The organism is Luteibacter sp. RCC_6_2 (genome assembly GCF_041360655.1).
GTDB lineage: Bacteria > Pseudomonadota > Gammaproteobacteria > Xanthomonadales > Rhodanobacteraceae > Luteibacter.
Genome location: NZ_JBFUPQ010000012.1, coordinates 91,328 through 107,713 on the forward strand (window position 1 = coordinate 91,328; position 16,386 = coordinate 107,713).

Below are 16,386 nucleotides of genomic sequence, written 5' to 3' on the forward strand. Positions count from 1 at the left end.
GCTGGCGTGACGTTCGACTCTCGCCGCGTGGACGGCTCATGTCAACGCGACCGCGTCACACCACCGGGCATGCACGACGATCAGGTCGCCGCCGCCTTCATCGCGGCGATGTCGAGCCGGGTCATGTGCATCAGGGCAGCGACGGAGCCGGGGTTCTGCACCAGCTCCTCGATATTTTCCGGGATAACCTGCCACGACAAGCCGTACTTGTCCTTCAGCCAGCCGCCGGCCTGGGCGCGTGGGTCGCCCCCCGCCGATAGCTTTTCCCAGAAACGATCGATCTCGGCCTGGTCGTGACAGTGGACGACGAGGGAAACCGCCTCGTTGAACTTGAACGTCGGCCCGCCGTTGAGCGCGGTGATGGATTGGCCGTCCAGTTCGAAGGCGACCGTCATCACCGAGCCCTCCGGCCGGCCTGACACCGCCGACGCTTCCTTGGAATAACGTGTCGTGCCGACGATCCGCGAGTTGGGGAAGATCGAGACGTAGTAGTTGGCGGCTTCCTCGGCCTCGGTGTCGAACCAGAGGAAGGGCGTGATGCGCTGGAAACGACGGGACATGGGATTCTCCTGCGTTCGGTGGGCTTTCCCTCGTTCGTCGAACGGGGATACACCAAATCGACAACGCGCGGGTCGTGCCATGCAAGGCATCACCCCCGCCAACGCGCTAGGCTGCCCGCCATGACCCTTCCCGGCCCCTACCCCGGCGACCGCGCGGCCAGCGGCGATGCCGTCGATTGCGGCGATGCCGCACGCCGCTGGACCCTCGTCGCCGCCATCGTCGGCTCCGGCATGGCCTTCGTCGACGGCACGATCGTCAATGTCGCCTTGCCCGCCATCCAGAAAGCCCTGGACGCCACCACGGCGGACGCGCAATGGGTGATGGAAGCCTACGCCCTGCTCTTGTCCGCCTTGCTGCTGGTCGGTGGTGTACTGGGCGACCGCTTCGGACGCCGTCGCGTGTTCATGATCGGTACGACGATATTCACACTGGCCTCACTGGTTTGTGCCGCGGCACCGGACATAGCCGCCCTTATCGGCGGGCGCGCCATCCAGGGTCTTGGCGCCGCCCTCCTCGTACCCGGCAGCCTCGCGCTCATCAGCAGTGCGTTTCCCAAGGAGCGGCGAGGCGCCGCCATCGGCACCTGGTCCGCCTTCAGCGGTATCACGGCGGCGGCCGGGCCGGTGCTTGGCGGATACCTGGTCGAGCATGTGTCCTGGCACTGGGCCTTCCTGATCAACCTGCCGCTCGGCGTGGCACTCGTGGCGATCTGCTGGTGGCGGGTGCCCGAGAGCCGTGGCGGCCTGGCCAGTGGCCAGCTCGACGTCAGTGGCGCCGTCCTTGCGACCTTGGGATTGGCGGGCGTCGTTTTCGCGTTGATCGAAGGGCCGCTGCGCGGATGGTCCGCCCCGTCGGTCGCCGGCGCCGCCTGCGTAGGCGTGGCGGCACTCGTCGCCTTCATCCTGGTGGAACGCCGCGCAACCACGCCGATGTTGCCGCTGAACCTGTTCCGCAACCGCGACTTTTCGGCGGCCAACGCACTGACCCTGCTGCTATACGCCGCGCTGGGTGGAAGCCTGTTCTTCGTCCCCCTGAACATGATCCAGGTGCAAGGCTACGGCGCGACCGGCGCGGGGGCCTCCTTGCTGCCCATGATCGTGATCATGTTCACCCTGTCTCGTTGGACGGGACAGCTGGTCGACCACGTCGGCGCCCGGCTGCCGTTGATGGTGGGACCGCTCGTGACCGCCGCCGGCTTCGTCCTGTACGCATTGCCCGGTGTTGGCGGAAGCTATTGGACGACGTTCTTTCCGGCCAGCTGCGTGCTCGGGTTGGGCATGAGCATCGTCGTCGCTCCTCTCACCACCACGGTGATGAATGCCCTCGATCCCTCGTTGGCCGGTACCGCTTCGGGCATCAACAATGCGATATCGCGCACCGCCGGGTTACTCGCCATCGCGGTGTTCGGCGTGGTGCTGACCGAGGTGTTCAACGCCACGCTGGATACCCGGTTGGCGACGTTGAACCTTGACGGCGACACCGTGCATGGCATCGTGGCGCAGCGCGCGAAGCTGGCCGGCATTCAAGTGGCGAATGCCGACGCGCGACACGCCATCGGAGAATCCTTCATCGCGGGCTTCCGCGCGGTGATGCTCTTTTCGGCGGCCTTGTCGGTACTCTCGGCCCTGGTGGCGGCGCTCGGCCTGAGTCGCAGGCAGGCGACGGTCAGCGCCTCCGTCGATGGCGACCTTCAACGATAGGCGACGTTTACCGTGACACTCGCATTCGCGGAGCCAGGGGCGAGGGGCTTTCCGGTCGTGCGGTAGCGGGCCCGGAAGCCGTAATTCCGGCCTTCTTGTACCGCGCTCAGAATGAGCGGAGCGGCGCTGTTGGGAATGGCCTGGGTATCGGGATCGTCGCTACGGATTTCCACGGCGACGCCCGTCGCGGCACCGCTACCGGTGAGCTTGAACAGGGTGGCATCAGCCTCGTCGGCCGCGCCGGCAAAGGTCAGGAGTATCTGGGTGGCGTTCGTGCATCCCGTGGCGACCAGCTGCTGCGTGGCCCAATGACTGCTTCCGGCCACGGCGAGCGTGCCACCTTCGACGTTGCCTATCGGGAAGACCAGTCGGCGCGAGGCGAAAGCACAGGTGGGCCGCTGCGGTTCCACGCGCGCATCGAGCAGGTCGGTCCATACCTGGGCTTGGCCGTCGTAACCGGCCCGGGCCAGGGTGCCCCTCGTCAGGGAACCACCTTCGAGGATCGGCCCCGTCTTGATGAGTTGCACGGTGAATCGCGCGTTGCTCAGCTTGCCGTCGAAACTCCATCGGCTGGGTGAGCTATACGGCACGACGAAGTCACCCTGGCCGCTGTGGTGGAACTGGATACGGATACCCACGCCAGGCACATTGGTGTCGTAGATTCCGTCCCCCAGCGCGCTGGGGGTAGTGAAAACGCCCAGGCTGCCGGTACGCGTCGGCTTGATGCATTTGAAACCGGGTGAATCCCAACCAGTGGTGACACGTTCCGCGAGCACGGTGCGCGGCGCCGCATCCACCGCCGCCTCGACGGTGCCGAAGGAAAGCGGTTGCGGCGTACCCTGCGACGGATGGCCCAGGCATCCCGCCTGTGACTGGCCCGCCGCGAGCAGGAGGACGGTGGCAACGAGAATGAACCGGTGTGTGGATGGCAAGGACATGAAGCGGCTTCCCTGGGGACATATGTCTTGGAAGTCTGCCCACCGGCGGGCACGCATCCCATACGACGAATCTGAAAGTGCGATGACAGCGCGCGGCCGCATTGCACGGCGCGTTCACCCTGCCTCGCCAACCATCGGCGCATGAGCCTGCAAGACTACCGCCGCAAGCGAAACTTCGCGAAGACCCGCGAACCCGCGCCGGACGATTCCGCGCCCGGGGGCGATCGGGCCATCTTCGTCGTGCAGCTGCACCACGCCTCGCGCCGGCACTTCGATTTCCGCCTCCAGGTGGGCGACGTGCTGCGTAGCTGGGCGGTGCCCAAGGGGCCCAGCTACGACCCCAAGGTGAAGCGGCTGGCGGTGGAAGTGGAAGACCATCCCGTGTCCTATGCCGACTTCGAAGGCGACATCGAGGAAGGTTACGGCAAGGGACACGTCGACCTGTTCGATCGCGGCGTCTGGGCCACGCGAGGCGATGCCGAAGCGCAGATCCGCAAAGGTCATCTCACCTTCGAATTGTTCGGAAAGCGCCTCAAGGGCGAATGGCATCTCGTGCGCGGCGCGAAGAAGGAGCGGCAGCCCGCGTGGTTCCTGATCAAGGCGGACGATGCCTACGCAGGCGACGTGGAAGCGGACGACCTGCTGGATGAGAAGATGCGCGAGAGCACGCGCCGCGCGGCGACGACACCCGGCTTGCGCGCCGCGGCGAAGAAATCCACCTCGCGTAAAAAGGCGCCGCCAAAGACGCGCAAGGTGTCAGCCGCCACCCTTGCCAAGGCGGCGGCCGCGCTGGATGGAGCCCGCAAGGCACGCGCTAGCAACGACTTCTTCGCGCCGCAGCTCGCCCGTCTTCGCGAGTCACCGCCACAGGGCGACGGCTGGTTGCACGAGGTGAAGTGGGACGGTTACCGCATCCTCGCGGGCATGGCCAAGGGCAAGGCGATGCTCTGGTCGCGCAACGCCCTGCCCTGGAACGACCGCCTTCCGGAAATCGTCGGAGCCATCGAGGGCCTCGGGCTGGACAGCCTGCGGCTGGACGGCGAATTGATCGCGCTCGATGCGCAGGGGCGCAGCGATTTCAACGCCCTGCAACGCACCTTGTCGGGCGAAGCGCAGGCACCGCTGGTGTACATGCTGTTCGACCTGCCCTACCTGGAGGGCTACGACCTCACGCGCGTGCCGCTATCCGAGCGCAAGGCACTGCTGGAGCGCCTGCTCGCGCATGCACCCGCGCACCTCGCCTATAGCGGGCACAACGTCGGCCACGGCGACGACGTATTCGCCATGGCGATGGAACAGAAGCTGGAGGGCATCATCTCCAAGCGCGCGGACGGCGGTTATCACGCCGGGCGCGGCGACGACTGGCAGAAGATCAAGCGACTCGAAAGCGATGAGTTCGCCGTGGTTGGCTACACGCCGGCGAAAGGTTCCCGCCTGGTCTTTGGATCGCTGCTGCTGGCCCGTCCGGATGCCCAAGGCGGCTGGACCTATGTCGGTCGCGTCGGCACGGGCTTCACGGACGAGATGCTGCGCATGCTCGGCAAGACGCTGGCGAAGGGCGGAACGAAAAAACCGACGGTGAAGATCGCGCAGATCGATCCCGCCCTGCGTGGCGCGCTCTGGGTGCCGCCGACGGCGGTCGCGGAGGTCTACTACCGTGGCATAGGCAACCAGAACCTGCTGCGCCAGCCTAGCCTGAAGGCATTGCGCGTCGACAAGTCGCCGGCGGACCTGCGTGATTCCGACCGCGCCGCACCGGCGCTCGCGACGAAGGGAACGAAGGGAACGAAGGGAACAACGAAGACAAAGACCGAGGATACGATCGTCATCACCCACCCCGATCGCGTGGTCTTCCCCGACGATGGAATCACCAAACAGGACGTGGTGGATTACTACCGGGCCGTCATGCCATGGATGCTTCCCGCGATCGCCGACCGGCCGACTTCGACCATCCGGTGCCCGGGTGGCATCGGTTCTCCCTGCTTCTTCCAGAAGCACGTGATGGCCGGACTGGAGCACGTGGGCACGGCGAAACTGAAAGAAGAGACGGGGGCGCAGGCGGTGTACCTGTATCCGCGTGACGAGGCGGGCATGATCGAACTCGTCCAGTTCGGTGCGGTGGAATTCCATCCATGGGGTTCCCACGTGGACTCGCCGGACCTGGCCGACCGCGTGGTGTTCGACCTCGATCCCGGCGAAGACGTGGACTGGCGGCGGGTGGTCGCGGCGGCTCGCATGGTGCGGGGATTCCTCGACGAACTCGGACTGGTTTCCTTCTTGCGCACCACCGGCGGCAAGGGGTTGCATGTGGTCGTACCGCTCAATCCCGGTGCCGATTGGGACACCGTGAAGACATTCGCCCGTGGCTTCGCGGAAGCGATGGCGGCGCTGCATCCGTTGGAATTCGTGGCGACCGCCACCAAGCGCTTCCGGCGCGGGAAGATCTACGTGGACTACCTGCGCAACGGGCGAGGCGCCACGGCGGTGGCCTCGTATTCCCTACGCTCCCGCCCGGGGGCGCCGGTGGCGGTGCCCTTGCGCTGGGAGGAATTGGGCAAGGTCAAATCCGGCAACGCGTTCGACCTTCGCAGCGTGCCGAAGCGTCTTGCGCGATTGAAGAAAGACCCGTGGGACGGGATAGACAAGGTTCGCCAGGACCTGGCCTCGGTGAACGAGAAGCTGGGTACCTGACCCGCCGCGCCCTGTAGACTCGGCATTCCTTCGCCATCTGCCCTTCCATGTTCGCCAACCTGCCTGTCTTCCTGCGCGTCCCCCTCGCCTGCATCCTGCTGTTCGTCAGCACGGTGTGCCACGTGCTGCCGCTGCTCGTCGTGACGGGACTGCGCCTGGTGGTTCCCATCGCATCACTGCGCCGCTCCATCGGTGCCGTACTGGTATGGATCGCGGAAAGCTGGCTGGGGTTCAATGGCTGGCTATTCGGCGCATTCACGCGCACGCGGTGGCAGGTGGAGGGGATCGAGGACCTCGGCCAGCGTGAGAATTATCTGGTGGTGTGCAACCACCAGAGCTGGGTCGACATTCCCGCGTTGCAGAAGATCTTCAACCGCCGGATTCCGTTCATGCGCTTTTTCCTGAAGAGCGAACTCATCTGGGTGCCCTTGCTCGGACCGGCGTGGTGGGCCCTCGATTTCCCGTTCATGAAACGCCATTCGCGGCAGCAGCTCGAAGCGCGGCCGGAGTTGCGTGGCAAGGACCGCGAAGCCACCCGCCGCGCCTGCGAGAAATTCCGGCACCTGCCGGTGTCGATCATGAACTTCACCGAAGGCACCCGGTTCACCCCGGCCAAGCACGACGCGCAGAAATCGCCGTACACCCACCTCCTGCGCCCGAAGGCCGGCGGCGTGGCCTTCGTGATCGACGCCATGGGCGACGCGATCCGCCAGGTGCTCGACGTCACCATCGTGTATCCCGGCGGCCCGAGCACGATGATGGACATGATCGCCGGCCGGATCCGCGAGATCCGCATCCACGTTCGCCGCCTGCCGATCCTCCCTTCGCTGCGTGGCGACTACGAAAACGACGACGCGTTCCGCGAACGCTTCCAGGCCTGGGTGAACCAGCTCTGGGCCGAGAAAGACGCGCGCATCGCCGCCATGCTGGTAAAGCCCCTGTAGCAGCGAATGCTGGTGGGAGCCGACCTTGTCGGCGATCCCGCGGCAGCGGGCCAGGTTATGGCAAGCACCCATCGCCGCTGAAGCGGCTCCCACAACAGCATTGAGCAGATCACTTATGAATCGACCCTGTGGGAGCCGACCTTGTCGGCGATCCCGCGGCAGCGGGCCGGGTTGAGGCTAGCACCCATCGCCGACAGGGTCGGCTCCCATCTTGAAAGCTCCCACCTTGAGAGCTTTTGCAGCTTGGTAGTCTTCTGCAGCTTGGTGGTCTTTTGCAGGAGGTGATCCTGCGGGATTACAGGCTTATCGCCTGGCTTCCCCGGCGACTTTCTCGTCCAGTCGTTTACGACCGGCCTCCGCGTACGCCGCGCACGTCTTCCCTTCGCCCTGCGAAGGATGCGGCGTGACCAGCATGTCGCAGGGCAACGCCGCGACGCGATCGAAGGTCTTGCGATACTCCGCCACGTAAGAAGGATGGTCGCTGTAGCGATAGCCATCGGCGGAGAAGGCGAACAGGCTGTCGACATAGGCGATCGTCTTGCAGGCCGTGCCCTCGCACGATGTCCATGTCCATGCGGTACCACCAGGCGTGTGTCCGGGTGTGATGTGTGCGGTCAACGCGAGCTTGCCCATGCGGACCACGGTGCCATCGGCGACATCACCGACGGCATCCACCTTCGCGTACAACGGTGCCTCGCCGTGCTGAGGATCGGTGGCGTCGTCACCGCCGAGCTTCATCTCGTTCGCACCGGCGGCCGTGGCGCGCACCGTCGCCCCACTGTCCTTCGCGAACTGCGCGATACCGCCGGCGTGGTCGAAGTGAGCATGTGAGTTGAGCACGAGCTTGACGTCCTCCACGCGGAAACCGAGCTTGCGTATGTTCGCCTCGATGAGCGGGACGTTGTCGGACATCGGCACGTCGATCAGCACATGACCCTGGGGCGACGTGACCAGGATGGCCGAGAGGCCCTTCGTGCCGACGTAATAGGTGTTGCCGTAGATCTTGTGCGGCGCCACGGGTGTGGTCCAGTCTCCGTTGTCCGCCGCGATGGCGGGCAAGGCGGTGCAGGCGGCGAGAGCGGTGAGGGCGAGCGGAATGCGGCGCATGTGGAGTTCCCCTTGGAAGACGGGAGGCAGGATAAAGGGGATCACCGGGCGACAGCGGGTCGATATCGGGGCGAACCGCGGGCGTGTGCGCAGCTTTCGCCGCTGAAGCGGCTCCCACAGGACTGAGGGGCTTCCATGGGGTGGAGCGTTTCAGGGGGAAGGGGGTCTCCGGCGTTTGCGTGCGCGCCAGAAGAGGAATCCGGTTACCAGCAGGAACGTCGGAAGCAGCCCGGTGAAGCAGGCGACCACGCGCCAGGCCATGCCGCCCACGGCGGCCGAATGGATCGGAAACAGCGCATCGGCGAGGCGTCCGCCCGGCCCGAGTTTCGTCGCATCCACGCCGCCGATCACCGCTGCCGTGCCAGGGTCCATCCACAACGAGCTGCGTCCGGCCAGGTTCCACTCGCCGGGACGGCGGATACGCAGCACCACGCCGCCATTGTCCTTGGAAGGAAGGGTCAGGCGCGTGAGTTGCGCTTCCGGCGCCGCGGCCTGTGCAGCCTGGAGCACGGCCGCCCAATCGATCGGTGTCCGAGTGGGCAACAGCCTGGGTGGCTTCGCCGGTGCGGGCTCGCCGAATGCCGCGGTAAGGCCGCTACGCACGGCGCCACGGTAGGCCATCGTCGTTCCCGTACCGATCATCACGATCAGCAGGGGCAAGCCGGAGACGCCGACGAAACGATGGAAACTCGCCCAGCGCAACACCGGCGGATTCGCATGGGGCTTCAGGTGCTTCAGCGCGCGCCGGCGTCCGGGCCAGTAAAGCCACACGCCGGAAAACAGCATGAACAATCCCGTGCAGGCGACGACGCCGAGCACCGTCTCGCCCACTTCGCCGGTCAACAGATGCGTATGCCAGTCGAGCAGGATAAGCAGCCCGTCGCCGGATTTGCTCCGGCGCAGCAGCAGTTCGCCCGTGCTCGCATCGAAGTAACTGCGGTTGCCGCCGCGTTCCTGCGCTTCCCATACCGGCAGTTCCGCATCGGGCAATGACAGCCCGCGCAATCCCTTGCCCTCTGACGATGAAAGGATCGCCTGCAAGGATCTGCCTTGTGTCGCAAGATCCGGCAAGGGACGCGATGCCAGTTCGGGATGTCCCGCGGCGAACAGCGGCTGCTCGAACAACAGCACGCTGCCCGACAGCGTCACCAGCGCCAGCAACAGGCCCAGGCTGAGCCCCAGCCAGAGGTGCAGGGTCTTCAACGCGGAGCGGAAGCGGCGTGGCGACGGCGTCATGTCAGAAGTCCACCGACGCCTGTACGAAGTACGTGCGCGGCAGCCCGACGTAGATACCATCGTTGTTGTCGGTCGAGCGCGTGAAGTAACGCTTGTCCGTGAGGTTCTTCACACCGACGCCGAGGCGAAGGTTCGATGCCGACGGACCGAACGCGTATTCGGCGCGGGCGTTCCAGGTCGTCCAGCCGGGGATGTCACCGAGGTCACCTTCGGGCGAGGGCTCGGTGATGTATTCCGTGGGGTTCGCGGGATCGAAGCTAGGCGAACCCGGCGAATGCTGCTTCGACTGCGCGAACGCGTCGAGGTTGAACGTCCACTGCGCGATGCCATAGCGCAAGCCGAGGTTGGCCGTGCGCCGTGAGTAGAACGGCAAGTCGCGGCCTTCGAACGAGCCGTGTTTGTAGAACGCGTGGGTGTACGTGGCCGTACCCCATAGCGTGAGGCCGTCCAGCGCATCGCTGAAAGCACCCAGGTCGACATGCGCGGCGGACTCGATACCCTTGTGCGTCGTGGCGCCGAGGCTGGTCCATCCTTCGTACGAGTCCGGCACATTGGGCAACTTGCCTACCAGTTGCAACTCGTGATCGAAGTTGATGCGGAACAAGGAAATCTCCCCGCCCCACGCCTTCGTGTCGTAGCGCGTGCCGATCTCGTACGTGCGCGCCGTCTCGGGTTTCAACCCGGCCGCGAACTGATTGTTCGAATCCTTCTGCCCGATCTGGAAGTACTGCAGCGAACCGAACGAGGTTTCCGCGTTCGCGTAGAGTTTCAACGCGTCGCTCAAGTGGTAGATGACGTTGAGCGATGGCAGCGGCTTGGAGTAGTCCTTCGTTCGCCCGGTCGGACCCCTGACGACCACCGTCGCACTCGGATGCGCTTGCCATTCGCTGTCGATGCGCTCATAGCGGATACCCGGGGTGATCGTCCAGTTTCCCGCGTTGATGGTGTCGTCGACATACAGTGCATGCGCTTCGTTGCTGCCGGTGTTGTTGCCGGACAGCACATAAGGTCCGCCGTAGGGGAAGCTGTCGTACGGGGTATAGGGCAAGTTGGAGACGTAGCGGTTGTTGCGCAGCGTGCGCTCGTGCATCGCCTCGCTGGTATAGCGATAGCCGACGCCGATCTCATGGGTGACCTGGCCCCAGTCGAACAGCTGCGAATAGCGCGGCTCGATGGAGAACACGTGGTAATTGCGCGGATAGGCGATGAGCTGGTGCGTGTAGCTGCCGTTCGCGTTCTGCGTGATCGTCTCGATGTGGCTGCCGCGGAAGCTGTCCGAGTAGTACGTCTGCACTTCGAAACTGCGGCGGTCGTCGACGTGACTGTACTTCAGCACGTAGTCCGTGCGGCGGCCGTGGAAATCGTCGAACGGACGGCGGGACTGGAACGGGTCGGCGTCGTAGTCGGCCTGGTTCAGGCCGCCGGGCATGCCGGCCTGGCCGTCGTAGTGATGGATGCTGCCGGTGAGCGTGTCCTCGGGGGAGAAGGCGTATTTCGCCTTGAGCATCACGTCGTCGATGCTCTCGTTGTCCTCGTGCTCGCGGAAGCCCGGGCCGTGCAGGCCGTTGTAGAGCAGGGCGAGCCCGAGCCCGTTGTCCATCGTGCCGCCCACGAAGGCGTTGGTGTTGGTGCGGATGCCACCGTGCTCCCCGCCCTGCATCTGCACGCCGGCGCTGCCGCCGAAGGCCTGCGGGATGTCGCGCGTCACGAAGTTGATGATGCCGCCCACGTTCTGCGGCCCATAACGCACCGACCCGCCGCCGCGGACCACGTCGACCGCCTGCAGGTTGCCGAGACCGACCGGCGCCATGGACACCTGGGGCTGGCCGTAGGGCGCCACGGCGATGGGCACCCCGTCGAGCAGGATGGTGGAGCGGGGTGAAAGGCGCGAGGTGAGTCCCCGCACGCCCACGTTGAGCGAGACATCGCTGCCGCCCGTGCCGTTGCTTTCCTGCACCTGCACGCCGGGAATGCGGCGCAGGGCGTCACGCAGGTTCACGGCACCCGCTTCGCGCAGTTCCTCGCGGCGCACCACCGTGCGAGCGCCCGGATGGTTCGCCACCGTGTTGCTGGCCGCTTCCCCCAACCAGTTGCCGACCACCTTGACGCCTTCCAGGTCGGTGGACGGCGCGGGCGGCGGGACATCCTGGCCTGCCGCCGGATGCGCGGCAAAGGCGCCCGCGAGCGCCAGGGCGAGGGTGGTGGGGCGGAAACGCATGAGGCGGCCTTGCTATGAGCGAAAGGCCGCCATCGTAAGTGCGAATGATTATCAGAGCAATCCGCGCTCAGCTGGGCCAGTGGTTATGCAGGATGCACTGGACGAAATCGGTGCGCTGGAACCCGGGCTCCTTGTACGCCATGACATCGGCCTTGACGTTGCCGAAGGTGGTCTCCGGCTTGGCGCGGATGCCGTTGTAGAAGGCATCCACGATGCCCGTCTTGAAGGACGGCCCCCGGGGATGGACTTCAACGACCTTCTCGCGATCGGCGCCCTGGACGCTGTCGAAACCGAGCCCGAGCACGTCCATTTCCACGCCGGCCGTCAGCAGGGCGATCTCGGGCTTCATGTGCTGCGGGATGCCCGGGGTGGTGTGCAGGGCGATCGAAGCCCAGACCAGGTCGATCTGGTCCCGCGCGATGCCCTTGCCGGTCAGGAACGCCCGCGCGGCGTTGGCGCCATCCACCTCGAAGCGTTCGGTCTTGCTCGCATGGCCGGGCATGAGGCCCATGTCGTGGAACATCGCGGCGGCGTAGAGCAGTTCCGGGTCGTAGGCGAGACCCTTGGCCTTGCCTGCCAAGGCCCCGAACAGGAATACGCGGCGCGAGTGGTGGTAGAGCAGGTCGGTTTCGGTGTCGCGGACCAGTTCGGTGATCTCGCGAGCCAGGGCGCTGTCGGGAATGGCGATGCCGGCGATGGTGGTCATGGCGGGGAAGCCTCGTGGGATGGGAGACCATTGCACCGCGCGCCGGCCCTGTCATGATTTGACTCGATATATCAATTACAGCCATATTGCGCGCCATGCAGCCGCCGCCCCTGACCATCGCCATCCTCGCTCCGGCCGGCGTGCAGATGCTGGACGTCGCGGGCCCGGCGGACGTCTTCGCGGAAGCCAACCGCCAGGCGGGCCGCGAGGTATACCGGGTGATCACCGTCGGCATGGCGCCGCTGGCCGTTGCCGCCTCGTCCGGGCTGCACTTCCTGCCCGACCACAGCGTGCTCGACGACATCGTTCACCTCGACACCTTGCTGGTCGCCGGCTCGCCCGACCTGCCGCGCGCCGCCGTGGACCTGACGGCGGTGGCGTGGATGCGGCGACACAGCGAAAGGGCGCGCCGCTATGGCTCGATCTGCAGCGGCGCGTTGCTGTTCGCCCGTACCGGCTTGCTCGACGGCCGCCGCGTGACCACGCACTGGCGCGTGGCGGCCTTGCTGGCCGAGCGGCATCCATCGCTGGAGGTCGAAGCGGATGCCTTCGTCGTTCGCGACGGCCCGGTATGCACGGCGGCCGGTGTAACGGCCGGCATGGATCTCGCGGTGGCCCTGGTCGAGGAAGACCTCGGGCGCGACATCGCCATGGCGGTGGCGGCCGAGCTGGTCGTGTTCTACCGGCGGCCCGGCGGGCAGATGCAATTCAGCCGACATGGCGACGCGGCGCCTGCGGGACGCGGCGCCCTGCAGGAATTGCAACGCTACGTGGTGGCCCACCCCGCCGAAGACCATTCGGTGGCCTCCATGGCGGCGCGCGTCGGCATGAGCGCCCGGCATTTCGCGCGCATCTTCCAGCATGAAGTGGGCATGACGCCGGCCGCCTTCGTCGAGTCGATGCGGGTGGAGGCGGCACGCCGCCTGCTGGAGCATGGTCATGAAAGCCCGAAGCGGGTGGCCGCGCGCTGTGGCTATGCCGACGTCAACGGCTTGCGCCGCGCCTTCATGCGCCGGGTCGGGGTCACCCCGGCCGAATACCGCAAGCGTCACGCGCACGTACGGGCTTGACCCCTCCGTCACACCGGTTCGACCCGCCCGGCGGAACCATGTCCCGAGCCCACCGCCGAGGACCCGCGATGAAAACCCGCCGCGTCTACAGCACCGCCGACCTCGACCACGCCCGCTCGGCCATGCAAGCCGCGCGCGCATCGGGTGTCGCCGACGAGGACCTTTCGTTGATCGCGCGCTCGGATATCGAACTGGAGGAAATCCCGGAGAATCGCAAGGACGAGCACACCGACTTCAAGCCGGCCGCCGTTCGCGGCCTTGCCGAAGGCGGGGCGACCGGCCTGGTGGCGGGTCTGGTCGGCATGGCGATCCCTCCCCTGGGCGTGACCCTGGCCGGTGCCGTGGCCGTGGGCGCGGCCGGGGCCCTGGTCGGCGCATGGACCAACGCGCTGATGGGCGCGTCCTCGCCCGACCCGGTCCGGCAGAAGTTCGAGGGCGAGATCGAGGCCGGCCGCATCCTCGTGGTGGTCGACGGCGAGGGAGAGGCCGGCGATCGGGCCGACCGGGCTGTCGTGGCGACGGGTGCGACGCCGCTGCCCTTCGAGCAACCCACGGCCCTTTCCTGACTCAGAGCTCGATGATGCCCCGGCGCAGGGCGATGGCCACCGCATGCGTGCGGTCGTTCGCCTGCAACTTGGCCAGGATGCTCTTCATGTGCGCCTTCACCGTTTCCTCGGCGATACCGAGGGCCGTGGCGACGTCGCGGTTTGCCTCGCCCCGGGCGACATGGGTGAGCACCTGGGTTTCGCGCGGCGTGAGTTCGTCGTCATCCGCATGGCCGGCCATTTCCTGGGCGATTTCCTCGGGGACGCGGCGCTTGCCTTCCATGATCTGGCGGATGGTGACCAGCATGTCCTTGCGCAGCTCGCTCTTCAGCAGGTAGCCCTGAGCCCCGGCGCGGAACGCGCGCAGCGCCTGTACGTCGCCACGGTAGGTCGTGAGCACGAGGATGCGGGCCTCGGGAAATTCGGCGCGGATCGCCTCGATGGCGGCGATCCCGCCCATGCCGGGCATCTGCAGGTCCATCAGGGTGAGGTCCGGGCGGTGCGTGCGATAACGCTCGATGGCTTCCTCGCCCGAACTCGCCTCGGCCACCAACTCCAACCCCTCCTGCCCCTCGATCACGGCGGCGATGCCTTCGCGCAGGAGGGGATGGTCGTCGACTGTCATGATGCGGATGGACGGCATGATCGGCTCGCGGGAAACTCGGAAACGGCGAGTATCGCGCAATGCCGCGGCGCGCCGCATGTAAAGACGAACCCTCCACCTCACCCTTGCGAGCATCGTTCCCATGGCCACCCAACGCGCTCCAGGCAAACCCCCCGCGCGGGGAGACATCCGTACCGGCATGGGAGGTTGGACCTTTCCGCCCTGGCGCGGCGTGTTCTATCCGCAGGGACTCGTGCAGAAGCGCGAGCTCGAATACGCCAGCCGCCAGGTCCGCGCCATCGAGATCAACGGCACGTATTACCGCTCGCCGGAGGCCGCCACTTATGAAAAGTGGGCGGCCGACACGCCGGACGGATTCATCTTCTCGGTGAAGGCCCCGCGGCACATCGTGCAGGCGAGGTCCCTGTCCTCCACCGGCGAGCGTATCGGCCAGTTCCTCGACGGCGCGGTGGCCTTGGGTGACCGGCTCGGACCCTTGCTCTGGCAGTTCCTGCCCACGCGGAAGTTCGACGCCGACGATATCGCCGGCTTCCTCGACCTGCTGCCCGAAAAGCATGCCGGCGCGACCCTTCGCCACGCCGTGGAAGTGCGCCACGACAGCTTCATGGATGAGCGCTGGCTGGAGCTCGCGCGCGAACGTGGCGTGGCGACGGTGTTCACCGACTCTCCGAAATATCCCTCTTTCGCCGACCTGACCGGCCCCTTCGTCTATGCACGATTGATGCGCAGCGTATCGAGCGAAACGAACGGCTACCGGGCGAAGGACCTCGCGGCCTGGGCTGGGCGCGCGGCGACCTGGGCAGCGGGCGAAGATCCGGCCGACCTGCCGCATGTGGGACCGGCCGCGTCCCAGGCGGCCGCGCGGGATGTCTTCGTCTACTTCATCTCGGCCGCGAAGGAACGGAACCCCGCGGCGGCGGTCGCACTCGATAAGCTGATCGACAGCGCATAATCGCCCCATCCCCAGACCGGACGAACCATGGACCGTCTCATCCAGAACCACCTGATCGACCTTTTCGCCGAGCATGGCGTCGAACTCGAAGCCGACGAAGACTGGCTGCTCACCGAAGGCGAGGATTTTCCCGCCATTCGCGGCATCTGGCACGAGGGTGCCGGCGACGGGATGGGCCGCCTCGACATCGACGTCGTGCTCGACGAGGAGCGCACCATCGAGGAAAGCTTCGGCGGCATCGGCGGTGGCAAGACGGGATGCCGCGACGCGCTGGACGGTTTCGCACGTAACGATTTCCACGTCGTGCTCGCGGCCTGCTGGCACAGGGTGAACGCGGAGAAGCTCGCTACCCGCGAACTGGTCGCCGGCGTGCACCGGTTCACCCTCTACATCGGCAACTTCACGCTGCGCGGCGAGAAGGACGCACCGATGGAGATTCCGGAGGATGGTCTTTCGGCGCTGGAAGCGGCTATCGCCACGGCCCCGCTCACGGCCGACGTGCATTGGATACGCGTGTTCTACGGCAACGTCGGCGACGGCAAGACCCAGGTCGAGGTGCTACTCGACAACGAGCCCTGGGCGGCAGGCCACAAGGCCATCGCATCGGTGGACTGGCCGCAGCACGAGCGCTACTACAGCTTGCGCAACTTCATCGCGCTGGTGCCGATGGACTGAAGCTCCAATCCTCGGGCTTCGCGATTTCGAAAAGGCCGTCGCGCCTCGTGCGACGGCCGAGGCGCAAGACCTCGGCATCGCGCGAGAACACCACCGCCGCGCCCGCGGCGGCGGCCAGTTCGAGAAATTTCTGGTCGTCGGGATCGCGGCAGCGTGGCAAGGGCATGGCCGGCGCTTCGAGTGCCAGCAGGGTCACCGAGGCGTCGAACCGGGCGACAGCCGCCGCGATACCCGCCTCGTCCAGTTTCAACACCGGGTAACGCAGCACCGCGAGCCACTCGTCCCGGCAGTCGGCTCGCGTCACGGCCTCGACGTCTCCGGCCGCCAACGCCGCGACAAGCCGCGCCGCGCGCGGATCATCGAAGACGAAGGCGTCCAGGCACACGTTGGTATCGAGGACGACCCTCACGGAAGCTGG

The 16,386-nt window shown here is 66.4% G+C and carries 15 protein-coding genes; 7 read left to right on the forward strand and 8 right to left on the reverse strand.

Annotated elements, in window-relative coordinates:
• Positions 1–80 precede the first annotated feature (80 nt).
• Positions 81–560 (reverse strand): VOC family protein, encoded by a 480-nt coding sequence (locus AB6730_RS14170; protein ID WP_371024251.1) that lies wholly within the window; start codon positions 558–560, stop codon positions 81–83.
• Between the two features lie 120 nt (positions 561–680).
• On the opposite strand from AB6730_RS14170, the gene AB6730_RS14175 reads away from it, so the two are divergent.
• Positions 681–2,261, forward strand: coding sequence for an MFS transporter (locus AB6730_RS14175; RefSeq protein WP_371024252.1), 1,581 nt, complete (start codon positions 681–683; stop codon positions 2,259–2,261).
• Here AB6730_RS14175 and AB6730_RS14180 read toward each other — a convergent pair.
• Entirely contained in the window at positions 2,252–3,199 is a 948-nt protein-coding gene (locus AB6730_RS14180) for a fimbrial protein (protein WP_371024253.1), read from the reverse strand. The genes AB6730_RS14175 and AB6730_RS14180 overlap by 10 nt on opposite strands.
• 141 nt (positions 3,200–3,340) lie before the next feature.
• Here AB6730_RS14180 and ligD point away from each other — a divergent pair, with 141 nt between their 5' ends.
• The gene (gene ligD, locus AB6730_RS14185) at positions 3,341–5,890 is read left to right on the forward strand and encodes a DNA ligase D (protein WP_371024254.1); all 2,550 of its coding nucleotides are present in this window, start codon (positions 3,341–3,343) and stop codon (positions 5,888–5,890) included.
• Positions 5,891–5,937: 47 nt separating this feature from the next.
• A complete protein-coding gene (locus tag AB6730_RS14190) occupies positions 5,938–6,834 on the forward strand; it encodes an acyltransferase (protein WP_371024255.1) in 897 nt (298 codons plus the stop codon).
• Between the two features lie 303 nt (positions 6,835–7,137).
• Here the strand turns inward: AB6730_RS14190 and bla are convergent, their stop codons facing one another.
• The 4 genes from bla to AB6730_RS14210 all read right to left on the reverse strand — a co-directional run bounded on the left by bla (position 7,138) and on the right by AB6730_RS14210 (position 12,101).
• Positions 7,138–7,941: a subclass B3 metallo-beta-lactamase gene (gene bla, locus AB6730_RS14195; protein ID WP_371024256.1), complete on the reverse strand. Its 804-nt coding sequence runs from the start codon at positions 7,939–7,941 to the stop codon at positions 7,138–7,140.
• A gap of 150 nt (positions 7,942–8,091) precedes the next feature.
• Positions 8,092–9,177: a PepSY-associated TM helix domain-containing protein gene (locus AB6730_RS14200; RefSeq protein WP_371024257.1), complete on the reverse strand. Its 1,086-nt coding sequence runs from the start codon at positions 9,175–9,177 to the stop codon at positions 8,092–8,094.
• A gap of 1 nt (position 9,178) precedes the next feature.
• Complete coding sequence (locus AB6730_RS14205) at positions 9,179–11,395, reverse strand: TonB-dependent receptor family protein (protein ID WP_371024258.1); 2,217 nt, start codon at positions 11,393–11,395, stop codon at positions 9,179–9,181.
• Positions 11,396–11,462: 67 nt separating this feature from the next.
• Positions 11,463–12,101, reverse strand: coding sequence for an HD domain-containing protein (locus AB6730_RS14210; RefSeq protein ID WP_371024259.1), 639 nt, complete (start codon positions 12,099–12,101; stop codon positions 11,463–11,465).
• Between the two features lie 95 nt (positions 12,102–12,196).
• Here AB6730_RS14210 and AB6730_RS14215 point away from each other — a divergent pair, with 95 nt between their 5' ends.
• Positions 12,197–13,171, forward strand: coding sequence for a GlxA family transcriptional regulator (locus AB6730_RS14215; RefSeq protein ID WP_371024260.1), 975 nt, complete (start codon positions 12,197–12,199; stop codon positions 13,169–13,171).
• Between the two features lie 68 nt (positions 13,172–13,239).
• Positions 13,240–13,737: a hypothetical protein gene (locus AB6730_RS14220; protein WP_371024261.1), complete on the forward strand. Its 498-nt coding sequence runs from the start codon at positions 13,240–13,242 to the stop codon at positions 13,735–13,737.
• A 1-nt stretch (position 13,738) separates the two neighbouring features.
• Here the strand turns inward: AB6730_RS14220 and AB6730_RS14225 are convergent, their stop codons facing one another.
• A complete protein-coding gene (locus tag AB6730_RS14225) occupies positions 13,739–14,359 on the reverse strand; it encodes a response regulator (protein ID WP_371024262.1) in 621 nt (206 codons plus the stop codon).
• 103 nt (positions 14,360–14,462) lie between these two features.
• Between AB6730_RS14225 and AB6730_RS14230 the strand changes: the two genes are divergently transcribed.
• Positions 14,463–15,293, forward strand: a complete 831-nt coding sequence (locus tag AB6730_RS14230; RefSeq protein ID WP_371024263.1) for a DUF72 domain-containing protein — start codon at positions 14,463–14,465, stop codon at positions 15,291–15,293.
• Positions 15,294–15,320: 27 nt separating this feature from the next.
• Entirely contained in the window at positions 15,321–15,968 is a 648-nt protein-coding gene (locus AB6730_RS14235; RefSeq protein WP_371024264.1) for a DUF6348 family protein, read from the forward strand.
• Here AB6730_RS14235 and AB6730_RS14240 read toward each other — a convergent pair.
• A complete protein-coding gene (locus tag AB6730_RS14240; RefSeq protein WP_371024265.1) occupies positions 15,943–16,377 on the reverse strand; it encodes a putative toxin-antitoxin system toxin component, PIN family in 435 nt (144 codons plus the stop codon). The genes AB6730_RS14235 and AB6730_RS14240 overlap by 26 nt on opposite strands.
• Positions 16,378–16,386 lie beyond the last annotated feature (9 nt).

What these genes read in the sequence shown, in the direction of transcription:
- AB6730_RS14170 (WP_371024251.1), bottom strand. Translation starts at nt 560, where the DNA reads ATGTCCCGTCGTTTCCAGCGCATCACGCCCTTCCTCTGGTTCGACACC.
- AB6730_RS14175 (WP_371024252.1), top strand. Translation starts at nt 681, where the DNA reads ATGACCCTTCCCGGCCCCTACCCCGGCGACCGCGCGGCCAGCGGCGAT.
- AB6730_RS14180 (WP_371024253.1), bottom strand. Translation starts at nt 3,199, where the DNA reads ATGTCCTTGCCATCCACACACCGGTTCATTCTCGTTGCCACCGTCCTC.
- ligD (WP_371024254.1), top strand. Translation starts at nt 3,341, where the DNA reads ATGAGCCTGCAAGACTACCGCCGCAAGCGAAACTTCGCGAAGACCCGC.
- AB6730_RS14190 (WP_371024255.1), top strand. Translation starts at nt 5,938, where the DNA reads ATGTTCGCCAACCTGCCTGTCTTCCTGCGCGTCCCCCTCGCCTGCATC.
- bla (WP_371024256.1), bottom strand. Translation starts at nt 7,941, where the DNA reads ATGCGCCGCATTCCGCTCGCCCTCACCGCTCTCGCCGCCTGCACCGCC.
- AB6730_RS14200 (WP_371024257.1), bottom strand. Translation starts at nt 9,177, where the DNA reads ATGACGCCGTCGCCACGCCGCTTCCGCTCCGCGTTGAAGACCCTGCAC.
- AB6730_RS14205 (WP_371024258.1), bottom strand. Translation starts at nt 11,395, where the DNA reads ATGCGTTTCCGCCCCACCACCCTCGCCCTGGCGCTCGCGGGCGCCTTT.
- AB6730_RS14210 (WP_371024259.1), bottom strand. Translation starts at nt 12,101, where the DNA reads ATGACCACCATCGCCGGCATCGCCATTCCCGACAGCGCCCTGGCTCGC.
- AB6730_RS14215 (WP_371024260.1), top strand. Translation starts at nt 12,197, where the DNA reads ATGCAGCCGCCGCCCCTGACCATCGCCATCCTCGCTCCGGCCGGCGTG.
- AB6730_RS14220 (WP_371024261.1), top strand. Translation starts at nt 13,240, where the DNA reads ATGAAAACCCGCCGCGTCTACAGCACCGCCGACCTCGACCACGCCCGC.
- AB6730_RS14225 (WP_371024262.1), bottom strand. Translation starts at nt 14,359, where the DNA reads ATGCCGTCCATCCGCATCATGACAGTCGACGACCATCCCCTCCTGCGC.
- AB6730_RS14230 (WP_371024263.1), top strand. Translation starts at nt 14,463, where the DNA reads ATGGCCACCCAACGCGCTCCAGGCAAACCCCCCGCGCGGGGAGACATC.
- AB6730_RS14235 (WP_371024264.1), top strand. Translation starts at nt 15,321, where the DNA reads ATGGACCGTCTCATCCAGAACCACCTGATCGACCTTTTCGCCGAGCAT.